General features: G+C 73.5%; 2 protein-coding genes. Both read right to left on the reverse strand.

The features are described 5' to 3' along the window. Positions 1-97 precede the first annotated feature (97 nt). A complete protein-coding gene (locus tag ABEB00_RS09025; protein WP_345618595.1) occupies positions 98-709 on the reverse strand; it encodes a type VII secretion system-associated protein in 612 nt (203 codons plus the stop codon). Next, complete coding sequence (locus ABEB00_RS09030; protein ID WP_345618597.1) at positions 696-17,690, reverse strand: lonely Cys domain-containing protein; 16,995 nt, start codon at positions 17,688-17,690, stop codon at positions 696-698. Before ABEB00_RS09030 ends, ABEB00_RS09025 begins: the two co-directional genes overlap by 14 nt. Positions 17,691-18,959: the final 1,269 nt, after the last annotated feature.

The raw sequence follows: 18,959 nt of genomic DNA on the forward strand, positions 1-18,959 counted from the left end.
GCAGCCCGACGACACCTCCGAGCGGAGGGAGCGGGCTATGCGATGGCCACGCTATCGGTAATCATTTTCATTGTCAGGTAGCGGGTCGGGCAGACTGTCACCCGGCGGCCCGGTCGGCACCCGGGCGGGCGGCGACCGTCTTCGCGAGGGCGTCGGTCTCCAGCACGGTGCCCGCGGGGCTGGGCGGGTTGACGTACAGCGCGTGGCCGGGCGGCACCCGGTCCAGGAGGTCGGGGACGGTGACGAGGGCGAAGGCGAAGCCGCCCGCGGTGTCGAGGTGGGGCGCGGAGGTGAAGACCGGGACCACGGGCCTGCCGTCCGCCACGGCGGCGGTGACCGGTGTGCCGTCCACCAGGGTCAGCACCGCCACCTCGGCGTCGGCCAGCGCGCGCAGGACGTCCTCGTCGGGGCCGTAACCGGTGACCGCCCGCTGGAGGGCCTCGTCGACGGGGTCGGTGGCCCGGGGCCAGCCGAGCGCTTCCGGGGAGGGGCGGTACGCCTCGTTCTCCTCCCACTCCTCGATCTCGCCGGTGACGCCGGTGCGCCAACGGCCGATCACGACCCGGTCGGGGGGTACGCCCTCGTCGTGCCAGCCGGGGTCGATCATGCTGATCCAGTGCTCCGGCGCGAGCCGCGCGGCCTCGACGATGTCCTCGGGCGGCGTGGGCGTCGCCGCCCTGCCGCGCTCACTCGCCTCATCGACCCGCATGTGCTCTCCCCGCGTTCGTGACCGTCATCGCGTTCCGGAGCCGGGCGGCGAGCAGACCGGCGGACCGCAGGTCCGTCAGGTCCGCCGCCAACAACTCGGCCACCTGCCGCACCGCGTCGCGGTACTCCTGGCCGGCGTACCGGACGTCCGCGAGCGCGGAGTCCGCCTCGCCCGGCAGCACCAGCCCGACGGCCGTCTCCCAGGCCCGGACGGCATCCGGACTCGTCTCCTCGGCGTTCCCGGCGGTCCCGGCGGTCCCGGCCGGGAGGGTGTTTCGGAAGTCGGTGAACGCCGACTGCCAGATCCGCCGCGAGACCGCGGCCGCGACGGCCCGGACGGCGGCCGGCCAGGGGCCCGACCGGGCCAGCAGCAGCCGCACCTGGTCCAGCGGTGCCAGTCCGCTGCCGCGCAGACCGCCGCCGAGCTGGGCCTCGACCTCCATGCCGGGGGTCACCACGACTCCCGCCGCCCTCAGCTCGGCCGGATCCACGGTGTCGTCACCGTCGAACCGGGGCGCAGTCCCGGACAGGTCCTCGGCAGTCACCTGCTCGGCGACCCACTGGCGCTGGAGACTGATGTCGGCCGCCCCCTCGACTTCGGCCGGTCCCTCGGCTTCGGCCGCTCCCTCGACTTCGGCCGGTCCCTCGGCTTCGGCCGTCCCCTCGGCTTCCGGGGGTGTCTCGGCGAGCGTGGCGACGTCCGTGGGCGTGGTGGCGGTGGACCGCTCGGCCGGCTCGGGGGGATGTGTCTGCGACCAGTACTCCGTGCCGTCCAGGGGTGCGGTCAGCACGAGCAGGGTCTCCTGTACCGCCGGCCGGCGGTCCAGCAGCTTCAGGGGCCGGGTCGGCAGCCACACCGTCCGGGCCGCGCCCGCCCGGGCGGCGACCGCCTCGGCCAGCGCGAGATCCCCTTCCCCCGTCCCGACGGGGATGACGGTGACGTCCCGGTCCAACTGCGTCAGGACGGGGTCGTGGGCGAGCAACTCGGCGATCTCCTCGTACGGCACCGGGCGGGTGCTGCCGTCCGGCCAGGGCATGTCCACCTGTCCCGGGGTGGTGCCGACCATGTCCAGCACGTACCCGCCGGGGTGGGTGCTCTTCCCGGCGTCGTTCCGATGCCAGGGCGCCAACGATCCCTTGCCGTCCTTCAGGCCGCCGCTGGGCGATATCACGTAGCGGTCCGCCCACAAGCGGTCGGGACCCCGCCGCCCCGTCCAACTCCGCCCGGCCTTCGTACCGTTGACGGAGGTGATGAGGGTGCGGTCGTCGAGCGCCCCGTTGCGTTCGAGGTCGTACGCGGCGAGCGCGGTGGCATCGTGGGCGTCGCGGCCGAGGGCCGCCGCCGTGGCCGCCGTCCGGAGCAGGTCCGCCCGCCGGGCCTCGTCCCGCGGGTCCTCGCCGGGACGCAGATGGAGTGCCTTCGTCGTCAGGGCGTCGGGGTCGGGATGGTTCTCGACGCTCTCCACCGCCTGGACCGTGGCCCACAGGGCGTACTGCCGGTGGGCCGCGGTGATCGGCGTCGACGGGCGCAACCCCAGCACCTGACGGACCCAGAGGTCCGCACCGTCCTGTTCGATCAGCGCGCGGGCCCGGTCCACCGAGGGCAGGGCGACGAAGGCGGGCAGTGCGGTCCGCGGATCGGCGGCCAGCCGGGCCGACGCGGCCTCCAGCATCGTCCGTACGTCGGCGGGTTCCGGCGGCGCGGGCCGGGTGCCGGGGGCGGTCGGCGGGCCGTGGTGTGCGCGGGTGACCCGGTCGAGCAGGTCGAGTGTCAGCTCCCCGTGCTCCCGCAGGTTCTCGTCGCCGCGGCGCATGACCTCCAGGGCTCCGATACCGCGCAGCAGCCGGTGGTAGGTGCCGGCCGGGTCGTCCTTGTCGTGCTCCACCTCGACGCCGAACGTGGCGCGCAGGGCGCGGACCAGCCGCAGGGCCGTGTCCCGGGCCTGGGCGGGGGTGAAGTCGGCGGCGGTTTCCAGGCCGGCCGCCACGGCCAGGGCGTCGAGTTCGTCCGGGGTCGGCTCGGGGCGCAGCTTCGCCATGTCCACCGGGTCGTTCAGCGTCGGGGTGCCGATCCCGTGGTCGTGCAGTCTGCCGTCGGCGTAGCGGCTCAGGTGCTCCCCGTTCGGGGCGTAGACGTCGCGCCGGGTCACGTTGGAGACGCCCTGGGCCGCGGAAGGGGCGGCGAGCGGGTCGGGGACGAACGGGCGCCGCCGCCTCGGTCCGCGCGCGGCGGTGGTGGTGTCGGTGGCGGTGGTGGGGCCTTCCGCCTGGTTCGCCCAGCAGGACAGGAAGACGATGGGGGTGTCCCGGTCCAGTCGTGCCAGGCTCGGGCGCCGGCGGAGGAAGCCACCGGCCTCCGGGCCCCGGACCGGAGTAGTGCGTTCGAACATCTTCTCGACCATGTGGGTCCGGCCCGGCAGCCCGTGGACCATGAAGAAGTAGGGCTTCCGGCCCTTCCACGGCACCGGCCGGGCGCCCCCGAACGGCTTGCCGGTGACCGGGTCGTAGGCATGCCATTCGGTCGAGCGGGTCAACTGCTGCAGCCAAGGCTCGCGTTGTGACAAGTCGTTGCCGTCGACCACCGCCCGGCCGACGGGCCGGCCCTCGTCGGTGAGGGTGAAGGACTTGACCTCCGCGTCCCGGAGCGTCTTCCCGTCGAGGGTGTGCAGGGCGTCCTCGCCGGATTCCGGCACACCCTCGTCCGGCCCCAGGTCGTCCGGCTCGCTGCCGATCCACTCGCCCAGCGGCGTGCCGCCGAAGACACGGTCGTCGGTCACCTCGATACGGTGCCGGCCGGTGTCGGGGTCCGACCGCAGGCCGACCTCGCCGCTGTGCGACCACAGCGTCCGGCGCGACCGGGCCGCGGCCCTGCGCGGCAGGTCCAGGCCCATGGCACCGGCGTTCGGCGAGACGAGCACCACCTCGGCGGTGGCACCGCGGCCCGCCAGCTCCCCGTCCTGTGCCAGCAGTTCGGCGAACTCCTCCGGCGACAGCGTCCACCGCTTGCTGCCGTCCGGGAGGGACAGCCTGACCTTCTCGTGGTCGCCGTCCTTCGTCCCGATCACGTACGGGAGGGGGGCGTCGGGCTGCCGGGCCCACAGCGGTTGCCGGGTGTCCGCGTCGGCGCCGTCCACCACGTCGTACGCAAAGACGTCCACGTCCCGCACGGGCCGGCCGGTCCAGTTCCGGCCGAGCGGGGTGCCGTCCGGTGCGGTCAGGCCGGTGGCTTCGGACAGCAGGCCCTGCTTGCCCAGGTGGTACGCGGTCAGCGCGGCCCGGCCGGTCGCCCGGCCCGCCGTCATGGCCTCGTCCACCAGCTCGTACATCCTGCGCACCCGGGTGGAGAGTTTGTCGACGTCGAAGCGTGCCGGCTCCGGCTCCGGCTCCGGCTCCGGCTCCGGCTCCGGGGCGGAGCGGGTGGGCTCGTCGTCCGACACGACCTCGTCCGGATCGATGACACTGTCGGCTTCGCTCTCGGCGTCGCTGTCCGAGTCGCTCTCGGAGTCGCTGTCCGAGTCGGGGTCGTCCCCGGGGTTGTCGTCCAGGTGCAGGAGCTGTGTGGCGAGCCGGTCCGGACCGGTGAAGTAGTCCGAGGGGCCGAAGTCCTGCGGACTCAGCTCCGCCAGCCGGTCGACTGCGGCCGACAGGGGGGACCGGTCGACCGTGATCAACGCCTGTCTCCGTGCGGCCCGCCCGGTGGCGCCGTCGATCGGGCCCACGGCACTGATGTCCCGGCCGCCGCTCTCCGTGCTGATCGGGAAGTCCTCGGCCCGGACCTTTCCGCCGCGCACCTTCTCGACGTTGCGCACGGCCTCCTCGTGCAGCTCCAGTTGCCGTCGGATCTCGTCGAGGAGGAGATCTCGCACCGCGTCGGCCCGCTGCCGGCCGACCGTCCCCGCGTGCTCGACGGCACCGCCGGACAGCGCGAAGCGCGGGCCGTTGCTGTAACCGGTGACCGTGATCCGGGGGATGCGGAGACCGGCCCTGAGGTCCCGCAGTCCGGACACCACGATCTCCTCCGCCAGCTCGGCCACATGCTGCCGGTGAGCCGGATCGGTGACGTCCCGGTGGCGATGTGCGAAGGCGACCCGGGCGGTGGTGCCCCGCGTGGCAGTGGTGCTTGGCCGGCCTTCCGGCGCGTGCTCCGGGGAGGACTCGGACCCGGTGGGCGCGTCGGTGGGCGCCTCCGTGGGGGTGTCGGTGGGGGTGTCGGTGGGCGCGTCCGTGGGACCGTCGGGGCTGAGTGCCACCGTCCGCAGGCCCTCGGGTTCCGGAGCACCCTGTCCCGGGTCGGGCACGGGGACGGGGACGGGGATGGGGACGGGTGCCGGGGGCGGGACGGGTGCGGCCGTCTTCACCTGGTCGGTCCGGACCACGACGCCGAGTCGGTCGCTGAACATGGCCGCCACGTTGGCCAGCCAGTCCGCGGCTTCGTCGGCGTCCAGGTCCGGCCGGACCTGGTCACTCATGTAACGGCCGGACTTGTCGTTCACCACCCAGGAGCGCTGCTCCGCACTCCAGCGGAACTCGCCGGACACCCGGCTGCGCCCCGTCAGCGTCCGGCCGGCCTTCGCCCCGCCGTCGGCCGGCGCGAAGCCGGCGGCGATGCCGGTGTGGCCCAGCCCGTCCATCGCCTTGCGCAGCGACTCCGCCGTCAGCGCCGGATCGGTTCTGCGCATACCGGCCAGCAACGCGTCGAACTGCTCCTGCGTCACCATCTGGCCCGGCTCCTCCGTGCCCAGGATCACCCGGCCGTCGTCGGTGACGGTGTACAGCCACACCGCATCCCGGTTTCCGGTGATCACCAGGTTCGGGTCCACCTCGTCCAGCGGCACCCACAGGGGGTTCAGCCGTATCTCCTTGTCCAGCGGGTCGCGTTCCTCGTCCTTGATCCGCTTCGGGAGGACCGCGTCGCCGAACCTGTCACGGGGTGCGGCGTCGCTGCCGTCGTAGTGGTTGACGCCGTTGTAGTAGACCTCCGTGCGCCGCAGGGCGTCGACGGGCCCCGCCTCGCTGACCCGCCGGTTACCGGTCGGCAGCGACTGCACCACGTCGACCCGCGTCTGGAAGGCGTGCGCCAGCAGCGGCAGGAAGATCTCTCCCGCCGGTGTCCACCAGCGCTGCTCCCAGTTGACGACGGCGTCCAGCAGCCTGGGCAGTTCCTGGGCGTCCAGCGGCGCGGCGCTCTCCACGTAGACGGTACGCAGCAGCCGGCTCAGTGCCGTGTCGTCGAGGTCGTCCGGGGTCGGGAGCAGGCCGTGTTCCGCGAGGTGCGCGAACATCTGGCGCGGGCTGAGGTTCTCGGCGACGGCCTCCTGGACGGCCCTGGCATCCTGGGCCGAGAGGTCCGGGGCGGCGGGTTCCGACGCCATGCGGGCGTCGACGTACCGCTTGAGCAGTTCGGCGGGTTCGAGGGCCTCGGGGACGGCGACGGGGTCGTGCCGGACGCCGTGGTGGCTGAGCTGGGCGAGCATCTGTGTCCGGTTCATGCCCCGGACGCGGGCGGCGAACGCGTCGGCGACCGTCTGCCGGAACTGGCCGATGATCTGCGGATGCAGCCGCCCCCCGCTGCGCCCCACATAGTCCTCCACGTGGGACCGCATGGCCCGGAGCACGGTCTGTGCGGGGCCGGCCGTGCGCCGGTCGGCCGGGCCGCGGACCGCGGCCCGGCGGCGCAGTTCACCGCGGACCGCGTCGGGGTTCGCGAGCCAGTCGTACGCGGCGCGGTCGGTGGCGGCGAGAGCGCTGAGCCGGCTGCGCAGGTGCACCGGGTCGCCGGCCAGGAAGGAGTAGAGCAGGCACTCCCCCGTGCCGGGCACCCGTACCCGGCGCCCCCTCGCCCGGACGCTGTCGGCCGGCTTCGGCCCGGGCCCCTTCTTGCCGTCCGGCACGTCCAGCGCCTTCGGCACGTCCGGCACGTCCGGCACGTCCGGCACGTCCGGCACGTCCGGCGGAGCGGGGACATGGGAGGGCGGGGGCTGTGTGCCCTTCGGCGAGAGCTGCGTACCCTCCGGCGGGGGCTGTGTGCCCTTCGGCGAGGTCCGGCTCGTCGGCAGCGCCAGTCGGTAGTGGCGGTCGTCGAGGCTGAGCACCACCTGCCCGCCGGTGGGCCCGGTGGGGTCGGGCGGCTCGACCAGCCCCTGAAGGCCGCTGTCCCCGGCGGGGGTCCCGGGAGTGAAGTCCTGGAAGCCGCCGTCGCTCCGGACCACCGTGACGCGCACGCCGAAGGTCCGGGCGGCGAGCAGCGGGAGCAGGTCCGCCGCCGAGTGGTTCCAGCCGGCCTCGGACTCGGCGTCGCCCCGCCGCAGGAGCTGGGCGATCGCCAGTTCGGCCCGGGTCACCGGGTTCAGGTCGACGGCGTGCGGGACGAGGCCGCCGGTGCCGTCGAACTCCCGCCGGGCAGGGGTGTCCGTTCCGAGGTCCAGGCCCGCCGCGGCGATCTCCCGCGCGCTGAAGGCGTCGCTGGCGTCGGGGGCGACGACGGCCAGCAGTTCCTCGTCGGCGTGGTCGGTGAGCCAGGAGGCCATCCGGCGCCGCAGGTCGGCCATGGCCCGCGGCGCGTCGAGGTCGATGCCGTGCGCGGACAGCAGCCCCGGGGCGGTGTGTTCGAGGCCGCGGGCCAACGCGCGGAAGAATGCCTCACCGTCCCTCGGCACGTCGTGCAGCGCGTACGTCTCCTGGGTGGGGGAGGTGAGGACGGTGTCCGCTCCGGTGCCGGTCCTGGTGTAGCGGGGCGGGGCCGGCGACGTGGCCTTCGGCGCCTTGGGCGGGGCCTGGTGGGTCACCGCGGGCGGCTCGGCGAGGCCGTCCAGTTCCGCCCGGCCGGCCTCGGTGGCCGCGAGCCGGTGCCAGCGGGTGAGCTGGTCCGCCCCGGCCCGTACCCGGTGGTACTCCGCCGCGGTCGTCTCCGCCGCGGCCCGGAGTGCGTCCAGTTCGGCGCGCCGGGTGTCGAAGGCGTCGCGGGCCGTGTCCCGGCGGGCGGTGGCCTCGTCCAGACTCCGGCCGGGCGCTCTCGCGGACAGCAGGGCCGCGTCGAGCCGCGCGTCGGCCGCGGCCTTCTCGGTGCGCGCGGCGCCGAGCCGGGCGTCGGCCGTCCCGCGCAGTTTCCCGGCGGCCGCCGTCGTCTCGGCAAGGCGGGCCCGGGCGGCGTCCTGATCGTCGCGCAGGAGCCGCGCCCAGCCGTCGTGTTCGGGTTGGGCGCCGTCCGCGGTCTCGGTGACGGCGTCCACGCCGGCCTGCGCGGCGGCGACGGCCGCGTCCGCGAGGCCGTGGTCCCGGCGCGCGTCGCTCTCGGCCCGGCGCAGGGCGGTGTCCGCGTCCTCGACGCCGGTCCGGGCGAGGTCGACCGGGCGGGTCGCCGCGCGGGCGACACCGGCCGCCTTGGTGAGGGCGGCCTGCGCGGCGTCGAACTCCGCGCGCAGCGTGCTGGAGGCGCGCCGCTTCTTCCAGTAGGCGTTGTCGGCCTCGACCCATGCCTTGCTCGCGCTGCCGACCGCGTCCCACGCCTTCCCGACGCGCTCGGGGAAGTTGGCGTCGGTGACGAGTTTCAGGTCGCGGGCGACATCCTCCCGGACCCAGGCGATGACGTACGTCTCGGACTTCATCGCCTGCGGACCCGACCTGGCCTTGGCGAAGGTGCCGCCGCGGATCCGGTTGGCGAGCTTGGAGTCCACGATGCCGCGGTGCACGCCGCCGACGCTGAGCCAGGTGGCCGGGACGGCGAACAGGAAGGACCGGTCCGTCTTGGGCTTGAGGTTGCGCGAGGTCAGGTGGTCGTCGCCGACCGGCATCCCGTCGCCGTCGAGGTCGTTGGGGCCGGGGACGAAGAGGCCGATCTGATTGAGGCCGGCGGTGGGAGAGTCGTACAGGAAGGCGCCGCCGAGGCTCCCGGCCTGGCTGTGCTCGCCGGCCGAGGACGTGTTGGCGTTGTCCCCGTACCGCCTGAGCACCTCCAGCTTCTTGCCGTCGGCGACCGTCAGCAGCAGCGCGCGGCTGAAGTCGGGGGTGGAGCGCAGGGTCAGTTGTCCGGTGTCGGTGCCCACGAGGGACTTCTCGGTCAGCCCCACCACCTGGTAGCCGTCCGGCTCGGTGGTGCGCGGGTAGAACGCGGTGACCGCGGTGGAGCTGATGCCGTCCTCCAGCGCCTGCGCCGAGCCGGTGCCCAGCTTGGTCAGGCCGGTGTCCCTGGTCCGGCGGAGGAGTTCGGTGAGCTCGGCGGCGTCGGGGCCGTCGTCGCTCTCCAGGGCACGCAGGGAGAAACCGGCGTCGTACGCCTTGGTGAGGAGCAGGTCGCCCGCGATGCGGAGGTTGTCGATGCCGACGATCCCCCGGGGGTGCATGCCGTTCTCGGGGAAGGTGAACGGCCGCAGGACGCCTTCCCCGTCCCGGACCAGCACTTCCTCCCCCGCCTCGGGAAGGGCCGCCGGCCGGGGCGGACGGGCCAGGGCGGGGTCGGCCGCCGGATCGGGCGCGGGCAGCGACCGCCCGGCTGCCGCCCGCGGCCGCGGGCGCGGCAGCTCCCGCTCCGGCTCCGGTTCCATCAGGCTGAGCGGTACGTGCTCGCGCAGCTCGCCCACCTCGTCCTCCTCGACGAGGCGCAGCTTGCCCCGGAAGCGGTCGAGGGCCGTGGCCTTCCCCTCCCGCAGCTCCGGGTCGGCCGGGGCGCCGGTGTTCGGGGTGTCGTCGGCCTCCAGTGTGATCCGCATCCGGTACGGGGTGACGACCTCCGCGTGCGGTTCGGTGGACGCCGCCCGGTAGATCGTGACGGTGGTGACGGCGTGACTGGACGCGACCGTCCTGCGGTGGGAGCCGCTCTCGGTGTACGCCGGTCCCGCGGCCGCGACCTGCGCGTTGCCGGTGTGCACGAGCTGGCTGGTGAGGAGGCCCAGATCGGCTCCGGAGGAGGACTCCGAGTTCTCCTGGGCGGTCTCGATGGCCCGCCGGTTCTCCTCCAGTTCCGCGCTGTGGTCCAGCCCGTCGAACACCGGCGTCCCGGGGATCAGTTCGACGCGTACCCGCACCCGCCTGCTGCCGATCCGCACACTGCCCCAGCCCCAGCCTCCGGCGGTGACCGGCGTCGACGGGCCGGTGGTCGTCATCTCCCCCTTGAGCGCCCGGGTGGCGCGGGCCGTCACCAACTGCCGGACCCGCTCCCGGCTCTCCTCGTCCAGCCCCAGTTCCTTGATCCGCCGGTCGAAGGCGAGCAGTACGTCGGTGGGGTCCAGCGCGTTCACCGCGTACGTGCCGAAGGCGGCGCCGCGCAGCCAGGGCTGTGGCGTCCACCGCTGCCGGGTGTAGCGGGGGACGTCACCCATGCCGTCGTCGAGCAGCCCCATCCGGTGCGCGCTCTTCTCGGGCAGATGTCCCAGCAGGCCGCCCGGGCTGGTCAGGGTGGTCCCCGCCGCTCCGGCGAGTGAGCGCGGTACCAGGGTGGCGCCCGCCGCGGCCGTTCCGGTCCGGCCCAGGCCCAGCCGGCTGGAGACCAGCGCGAACCAGTGCCGCACATCGCCGGCCACCAGCACCTGGTGGGTGAAGCCCTTGCGGTTCATGTCCGCGACGACCGTGCGTACGACGCTGGCACTGCGCGTGCCGGAGGTGGAGAGCGGGTTGGCGACGATGCCGTACGCGCCCATCAGGCCGCGCCCCGGGTTCTGGGCCACGGAGTAGACGAACTGGCCGCCGAAGACGAAGGTCGTACTGTTGCTGATCTTCCCGGCCGCCTGCCGGGTGCCGCCGAGCGTCGTCTCGGTGTCCATGGCCATCGACGGGGTGAGGGCGTGCAGGCCCCCGACGGTCGTGGCGTACCGGAAGGTTCCCCACAGCTCACCGAACGGCCCCTTGCCCAGCAGGCCGCTGCCCACCATGCCGAGCGGCCCCGAACTCTGGTCGAAGCCGGCCGCCAGGTACTGCGGGGTGAAGGTGCGGACGATGGCGTCCCGGGTGGGGGCGCCCTCCTTCACCAGTTGCCAGGCGCCGCCCGACGCGTCCTTCAGGACCCGGCCCACCTCGGCGAGCAGGGTGGGTGACAGCACCACGTTCACGATCACGAACGGGTGCTGCCGGAACTCGTGGAACTGCCGGGTGCCGCGGTCGGCGAGCCGTCCGGCGGGCCCGCCCCTGCCGGTGCCGGAGGAGGGCAGCACCAGGTCGCCCTTGGCCAGGGCGAGGGCCCGCTCGGCGCTCATGGGGGCGGGTGCGGGCTCGTCGGCCAGGTAGGGGTTGAGCGCTCCGTCCGCGTACGGGTCGGCGTCGGGGGTGTGCTGCACGGGCACGCCGAGGAGCACCTGTCCGGTCATCGGGCCGCCGCCGCGCAGACGCCCGGTGGCCGTCCGGCCGAAGAGCACGTTGACCGGCTCGTCCAGGACCAGCAGTCCCGGCAGTCCGAGACCGAGACCGCGGACCAGGCCGCGGGGCCGCCAGTAGCCGCCCAGGGTCGCGGTGAGGCCGAGGTCGTAGCGGTACAGGTGGGTGGGTTTGTTGCTCACCGACATCGGCTCGTAGGTGACCGTCGAGCCGAAGGTGGTCTCCGCCTCCCACTGCCATCCCTTGCGGGCGCCCAGGGTGAGCCCGAGCGTGTTGCGGGGCAGGCCCGAGCTGTCCATGCTGTTGTCGCGGCCCGAGAACGTGCCTTCGAAGCCCAGGTCCAGACCTCGTTTCACGCTCGACTGGCCGTCGAGCCGGTCGACGCCCTGCGCGCTGAAACGCATCCCCTCGTCGACGTCCTTGCCCTCGTACCGGCGCCCGGTGAGCGTCCCGTGCACCTGGAGGGTGTAGTAGGTCTGTCCGACGGTGTCGGGGTCGGTGAGTCTGACCGGCAGGCCGACCGTGGTCAGCGCCTCCAGGTTGGCGGTGATGTTCTGCTGGGAGAGCACCCCGAGGATCTGCAGAGTGTTCTGGAGCGCGATCCCGTACTTGACGGGATCGGTCCACCGGGGCGGCATGGGCAGGCCCCGGGCCGCGTCGAGCAGTTGGTCCGGTCTGCGGGTGAGCAGGTCGTTGAAGCGGGTGCGCCAGCCCTTCGGCAGATTCGGCGGCAGCAGTTCGGCGAGGGGGACCACCAGCCCCTGCCGCTGCTTGGCGACGGCGTCCACCACACCGTCGGCGAACGCGTCCAGCAGGGTGCGGCCGACGCCGTCCGCCGCGTCCGGTGTGACGCGGGTGCGCCGGCCGTCGTCGAAGGTGAACTCCTTCACCCGGTGCATGCCCAGGGTGCGCGGGCGGTCCGCGGTCAGATACGCCGGGACGAACGGCGGGGCGGCGCCGTGGCGCAGCGCGAACGAGGTCCCGTCGTCCCAGCCGGCCAGCCGCCGCGCCTCGGAGCTGGTCATCCGGTCCAGGCTCCAGGTGAGGAAGCGTGTCGGCGGCGCGTTGTCACCGGCCCGCCGCACCCGCACCGACTTCGTGACCAGGTAGAGGGCGGTCCTCGGGCCCTTCACCTGGCCGGCCGACTTCAGGGTGCCCGCGCCGCCGAGTCCGGCCGCCCAGGTCCGCGCGTACGAGTACTGGGCGGTCGGCCCCGCCTGGAGCCGCAGGTCGAAGGGGGCCGCGCCGGGGTCATGGAAGTTGAACGCGGGCCCGGCGACGGCTTGCAGGAGCAGACTTCTGCCCTGTGCCCGGCTCCGCTCGCTGCGCACCGTCGAGGTGTTGATGTCGCGCATCTCGGCCTGGTCGGTCTCCCCGACGAGCACCGCCGAGCGGGGAATCAGTTCCTCGACCACGAAGACGCCCAGCGGCGACTTCCGGTCGTTGTCGGCGAAGAGCGGCGGGGTGGTGACGCGGCCGCGCGCCATCGTGCCGCCGTGCCGCTGGAAGCTGTCGCCCGAGAAGAAGATGTCCAGCTCGTGGTAGGCGGAACTGCCGGGCAGCGCTCCGATCTGTCCGGCCGCCCAGTCACGGATCGCCGCGACGGGGCCGAACCCCTCGATCCGGACGAAGCGGTACTGGGAGTCGCGGTCCAGGTCGATCGAGCGGGGGATGCGGCCCGGCTCCGGCATCTTCGTCACACTGTCGGGCAGGCGCACCATGAGCCCGTTGCGGATCGCGAAGGCGAACCGGGCCGGCGCGGCCGAGCCGCTGTCGGTGCCCGTGACGACCCGTCCGGTGGCGTCGGTGACGCGTGCCTCGTAGCGGACGTCGTCCAGGAAGGACCGCGACTTGTCCAGCGTCCGGGTCTCCATCTGGTTCATGCGCTGGTCGGTCAGGGTGTAGCCGACCTTGTTGATGAAGCCGAACCGCAGGGCGAGCCGGCCGAAGCCGCTGAACACCGCGGTGCCCGCCGGGCCGATCGGCCCGCCGAGGCCGTACTGGGAGTTGGCCTGCATGTTCTTGGTGCGCCCGAACGTCGCGGCGCCCCGGTGCATGCTGTCGATCTTCGTGGCGTCACCGATGCCGTCGTCGAACGGCGACCAGGTGCCGTAGTGCCGCGCGCGGACCCACAGGACCCGGACCTCTCCGGCCGCGTTGACGTACGGGAAGGGGCGCCCCTCGCCGTCCGCCAACGTCTTCGGTTTGTCCCGGAGCGTCTTGCGGACCTCGGTCAGCAGGTCCGCGGCCCCCTTGCCGGGCCGGGCGTCCGGCCTGCGCCGCAGCTCGGTGTCGATCGTGTCCACGGCCTGTTCGACGCCTCGCAGGACGACCGTGCTCTGGCCGAAGGTGCTGGGATTGGCGAGGAGCTGGTCGATCTCGGCGGCGGTCAGATCGTTCGGCAGCAGCGAGCTGAGGTCGTCGACGTACTTGGGCATCTGCCGGCCGTCGTCGAACTTGGCCGGGGTACGGCGTTTCGGGGGCGGCGCCATGTCACGGTCGAGGCGCGGGTCGTCCTTGGCGGGCGGATCGTCCTTGGCGAGCGGGTCGCCCTTGGCGAGCGGGTTGGACCGGGAGGTGGTGGGCTTCGGGACGAGGGCCACTGTCAGGTCGGGTGCCGGGTCCGTGGACGAGGTGGGGACGGGGACGGGGAGGGGCGGTGCCGTGCGGACGGGGGAGGTGGAGGTCGCGGTGGCGGTGGCGGCGGTGGAAGTGGTGGTGGTCTCCCCCGCCGCGAAGGTGACGGTTCCGCCGGGGGTGTCCCCGGTGGGAGCGGTGTGCGGTGTGAGGAGATCACTCGGCCGTACGACTCCCCAGTCGGCGGACACCGGGCCTCCCGGCACGGTGGGGAGCAGAGTGGGGAGGAACGGCCGGTCCGGACCGGTCGACGCCAGCGCCGCGCGGCCTCGCGACGCCCAGACGCCCCGGCCGGTCACCGCGCCGATGACCGCTCGCGGGTCGGGGTGCGTCGCGGGGCCGGTGGGCGCGGTCGCGGGGCCGGCGGACATGGGCCCTGTGGGCGCGGGTGTCGCGCCCGTGGGCGCGGGCGTGGGGTTGCCGGTCGAGGGGGTGGGCAGTACCGCGTGCGAGACGGCCAGTACGACGTCGACGTCCAGGTAGCGGTCGGCCAGCACCGGGTCCCGCGACAGCAGTTCGGCGACCTCGTCGTACGGCACCCGGCGCTGGACGCCGCCGGGCAGGTTCATGAGCAGGTGGTCCGCCCCTCCCCCGGACCACACCAGGTACGGCGTCGGCCGCTGGGGCGCGCTCCACGGCGCGGGCTCCACTCGTACGGGCTGGAAGCCGCCGCCCGGTTTCGGCGCGGCGACGACGACCCGCCCCGGGTCCGCCTTCGCGTGCGGCGCGGCCTGGGCCCAGTGCCGGCCGACCGGCTTGTCGTCGGGGCCCAGGAGCTGGGTCTCGGCGGAGAGGGCTCCGAGCAGTTCCAGGTGGAACGCGGCCAGCTCCGTCGGCCGGTCCAGGTCGCGTCCCACGGCCGCCGCCCGGACGGCCAGTCGAAACAGCTCGGGGCGCTGTGCGGGGTCCGGCTGCTCCAGGTGGAGCACCTTGGCGGTGAGGGCGTCGAGGCCGGGGGTCCGGCTCTCCCACTCCATGGCCTTGGCGGTCGCCCAGAACAGCCGTGAGCGCTCCGGCTCCCCCACGGCCGGCGAGTTCCCGTCCAGGCGCAGTGCCCTGGCCGCCTCGGCGTCCACGTCGGGGAGCGCGCCGAGCCGTCGGGCGGTGGCGACGACCTGGGGAAGGGCGACGAAGTCGGTGAGGACGGTGCCGGGCCGGCTGTGCGCCGCCTCGGCGGCCGCGGTGAGCAGCTCCCGGTACGCGTCGGGGCCGGGGTCGCCGTCGACCGTGCCGTGCCGCCGCTGCCGGTCGGCGCGGGCGGCACGTTCGAGGAGGTCCATGGTGAACGGCCCGAAGCCGCCGAGCCACGGATCGGCCTCCCGCATCAGCTCCAACTCGCCCAGGCCGCGCAGCAGGTCCGCGTAGTCGCCGCCGTCCTCGACCGTCACGCCCAGCGCCAGGCGCAGCGCGCGGACGAGTCGCAGCGTACGCTCACGGGTCGCGTCCGGGACCGGTCCGGGGCCGGTGTGCAGCCCGGCCGCGCGGGCCCGGTCGTCCAGCGCGTCTCCGGCCGGCTCCGGCCGGAACACCACCCACCGACCGCGCCGGCCCTGCGCGTCGGTCATCGAGACATGCACCCAGCCCCGGCCCGGCAGGCGCGAGATGCCGACGGTCCGGGTGCCGCCGTAGACGGTGCGCCCGGTCGCGTTCGACGTCTGCTGGCCGTCGCTGATGACGGCCAGCGGGTCGGGGACGAAGGCGTCACGCGCGTCCCGGCGGGCGCGGGTCACCCCCTCCTGGGCCGCGTCCCAGCATGCCTCCATCACCACGCCGTGGTCCTGCGGGAGTTGGGCCAGGCTGGGGCGCCGGGTCAGCATTGCGCCGGCCTCCGTCCCGCGGGCGACCTTGACCATGTTCGCCTGGGTCGGCAACTGCGTCTGTCCGGGCCAGGCGTGGGCGGCGAAGACGTACACCGGTTTGCCGGCGAACGGGACCGGCTCGTCGTCTCTGGTCCAGACCTCGGTGGCCGGGTTCCGGTGCCAGAGCTGCGTCGCCTCCGTCGCGTGCCGGAGGACCTCCACCGCCCGCGTCGCCTCCGCGTCGTCGAACACGCCCCGGCCGATGGGCCCGCCGGTGTCGCTGACGATGGTGTGGGACGCCATCTCCCGTTCCCAGGCCGGGGCACCCTCGTACGCGGCGGGGTCGAGGACCTGCCCGGGGGTGCTGCGTATCCAGTCGGGGCGCGGCCGGCCCCCGCCGGACAGCAGGGAGACCGTGTAGGGCAGGGACGGGTCCTGCCGCGGAGCCAGCTCCACGGTGCCGTTGGCCGACCAGGTGTTCCTGCCGGTCCGGTCGGCCGCCCGGCGGGGCAGGTCCAGGCCCCTGGCGCCCGCTCCGGGGATCAGCAGGACGACGGGGACGTCCGCCGGCAGGCCCGCCAATGCCGGGTCGAGGGCCAGCAGTTCGGCGAACACGTCGATCGGTACCCGGCGCGGGGTGCCGTCGAAGCCCCGCACCACGACATGGTCGTGCGCGCCCGCCGCGACCACCAGGTACGGCTCCGGATCACCGGGCCGGCTCCAGGGGGCCGTACGGACGTCATCGCGCCGCATGGTGCCGTCGGGCAGGCGGACGGTCCTCCCGGCGCTCGTCACCTCCACGTCCGGGATCGCCCCGTCCGTCCAGTTGCGGCCCCGGACGCCGCCGTCGGGGGCGGTCATGACCCGGGTGGGAGACAGGACGCCCCGGAGCTGGAGGTGGAAGGCGGCCAGCCCGGCCAGGCTGTCCGCGGACTCCGCCGCCTCGTCCATCGCCACCCGGAAGAGTTCACCGCGCTGCACAGCGCTCACCGGCGCCGCGCTGTCCAGGCCGAGCACCCGGCGGGTCACGGCGTCCAGGTCGAGCGGGCCGTCCCGCAGACCGGGGTCGAGGCGCCGCAACCGGTCGAGGCGCTCGATCGCCTCGCTCACGGCGGGGTAGATGTGGTTCGTCCCGATGTCGGAGCCGAAGACGTCCGTCAGCAGTCGCCGCTGGTGCTGGATCTCCGCTGGCGTGAAGGGCGGCGGCTCGGGCGAGTCGTCGGCGTCGTCCATGGACACGTCGGACGAGGCGACGTCGCTGTCCTCGGCGTCGCTGTCCTCGGCGTCCTCCCAGTCCATGATCATGTCGATCGAGTCGGGGGAACCGGGCTCGGAATCCGGCGCGGGATTCGGCACGGCATCCGGCGCGGACGGGCTGTCGACGGACATCTCGGCCGGCGCCGAGGAGCTGAAGTACTCGCCTTCAACAACGTCGGCCGGCTGTCGCCGGACATCGGCGGCCGGGACGGTCGGCACCGCCTCGGACTCGGTCCGCAGGGCCCGGTACGGCTGTTCCTCCCGGTCCGCCGTCTCGCCCTCGGGCGTGGTGACTGGGGTCGCGGCCGACCGCTGGACGTCCTCCTCGGTACGGGGGGTCTCGGCGGTGTCGGCCGGGGCCGACGAGTCCGGGACGGGGTCCGGTTCCGTCGCGGTGCGGGTCTGCTCCGCCGTACCGGTCGGTACGGCCTTGGCGCCGGGCGGCGCTGTGGCGGGGGCCGGGTTGGTGCCGTTGACCGGCGAGGAACCGTTGGCCGGCGAGGAACTGTTGGCCGGCGAGGACTTCGCCACGGGCGAGGTGACGTCCGGCGGCTGGTGGACGACAGGGGGAACGGCTGTCGTGACGTCCGGCGTGGTCGTCGTGTCGTCCCGTGCCTGGTCCTGGTCCTGGTCCTGGGTTTCGTCCAGCGGGAGTTCGGTGTCGCCGGCGCCCGTCCGCTGCCGTGGGGACTCATCGGCGCTCGGCGGCGTGCTGCTGTTTCCCGTCCGGCTCGCAGGGGGCTCGGTGGTGGTGTCTGTGTCCGGGTCTGTGTCCGGGTCCGGCTGGTCCTCGCTCGTGAACGTCTCGTCCGCGAGGTCGCTGTCGACATCCTGGTAGTCGGAGACCGTGAGCGGCGCGGCGTTGTTCTGGGTGAACGACGGTGTGGGTGTGGAGGAGCCCGCGGTGGGGATGTTCGGCGGCGGGTCGGCGACGGCAGTCGGGGGTGCCGTGGAGTTGAGCGTGGAGAAGATGGACTCGGCGTTCACGTCCCCCGTCGTCGGGGACGGAGTGGTCCGATCGATGACGGCTTCCGGGGTGACCTCGTCTCCGTCGAGAGGGGAGGGAGCGGGAGAGGGAGAGGTGTCGGACGAGGGGACGGTGGAGTACGGGGGCTTCCCCGCACCGCTCACACCATTTACCCCCGGCACATTGGTCACACCGGGCACATCCGCAGACCTGTTGGTCACGGGGGCCTGGTACGTGACGGGCTGGAAGGGCGCGTTGGACGTGGCGATCGGGTCGACGCCGTCGTGGTCCGGGACGGACGGGACGGAGGAGACGGAGGAGACGGAGGAGACGGAGGAGACGGNGCATCGCTGCCGCCGCTGAAGACGTCCACGTCACTCACGTCAGTCACGTCAGTCACGAACGACGCGGAGTCGCCGTCGTAAGGGTCCGTATAAGTGTCTCGGTAAGTGTCGCTGGACGAGTCGCGGTAAGGACTGTTGTAGGAGTCGCGGTAAGTGTCGTCGTAGGTGCCGTCATAGGTGGTGCTGTAAGGGTTGTCGTAGGTGTCACTCGTGGACACCGGGTCAGGACGGAACCCGTTGCCGCCCCCGCCGCCGCCCGTGACGGAGTTGATGTCGGAGCCGCCGAAGTCGTGGTTCTGGAAGAACTTGTCGTTCAGCCATTTGCCGCCGTACTCGGTGAGGTCCGAGGCACCTTCGAAGAGGAGCCCGCTGGTGCCGGCGCTCAGGAAGGTTCCGGGGTCGAGGGAGAACGTACCGGTGAAGAAGAGCTTGGTGAACGCCTCCGCGAAGGTCTCGGCCTGCCCTTCGTTGACGAAGGTCAGGGGAAGCTCGAACACGTCCTTCCACACCGGGCTGTCCTTGAAGATCTTCTTCACGACCGGCCCGGAGAAGTGGTGGAAGATCCCGCCGAAGAGACCCGCCAGCGCGCCCGCGGCGGCCGACTGCCCGATGTCCGTCCAGTCGAAGTCCTTGCGGCGGCGGTCCGGGTCGTCCGGCGCGGTCATCGAGATGACCTGCGCCATGAACGTGACGAAGGCTTCCTGAATCGCCTCAAGGACCGCCGAGAGCGGGGTCGGGACGGCGCGCCCCAGCCGTTGCAGCAGGAGCAGGATGGTGAGCGCGGTGCGCGCCTTCGTCAGGGCGATCTCGGTCAGCGAGGTACCGCCGGTGAAGATGGAGAGCGCGGCGATCAGCGCGAGTTCGATGTTCATCAGGATGAACTCGAGAAGGATCTGGTACTTGCCCTCACTGAGCTTCATCGACCGGTCCACCTGCCGGGAGCCG

It is taken from the genome of Streptomyces ziwulingensis (assembly GCF_039542605.1).
Classification (GTDB): domain Bacteria; phylum Actinomycetota; class Actinomycetes; order Streptomycetales; family Streptomycetaceae; genus Streptomyces; species Streptomyces ziwulingensis.

What these genes read in the sequence shown, in the direction of transcription:
- ABEB00_RS09025 (WP_345618595.1), bottom strand. Translation starts at nt 709, where the DNA reads ATGCGGGTCGATGAGGCGAGTGAGCGCGGCAGGGCGGCGACGCCCACG.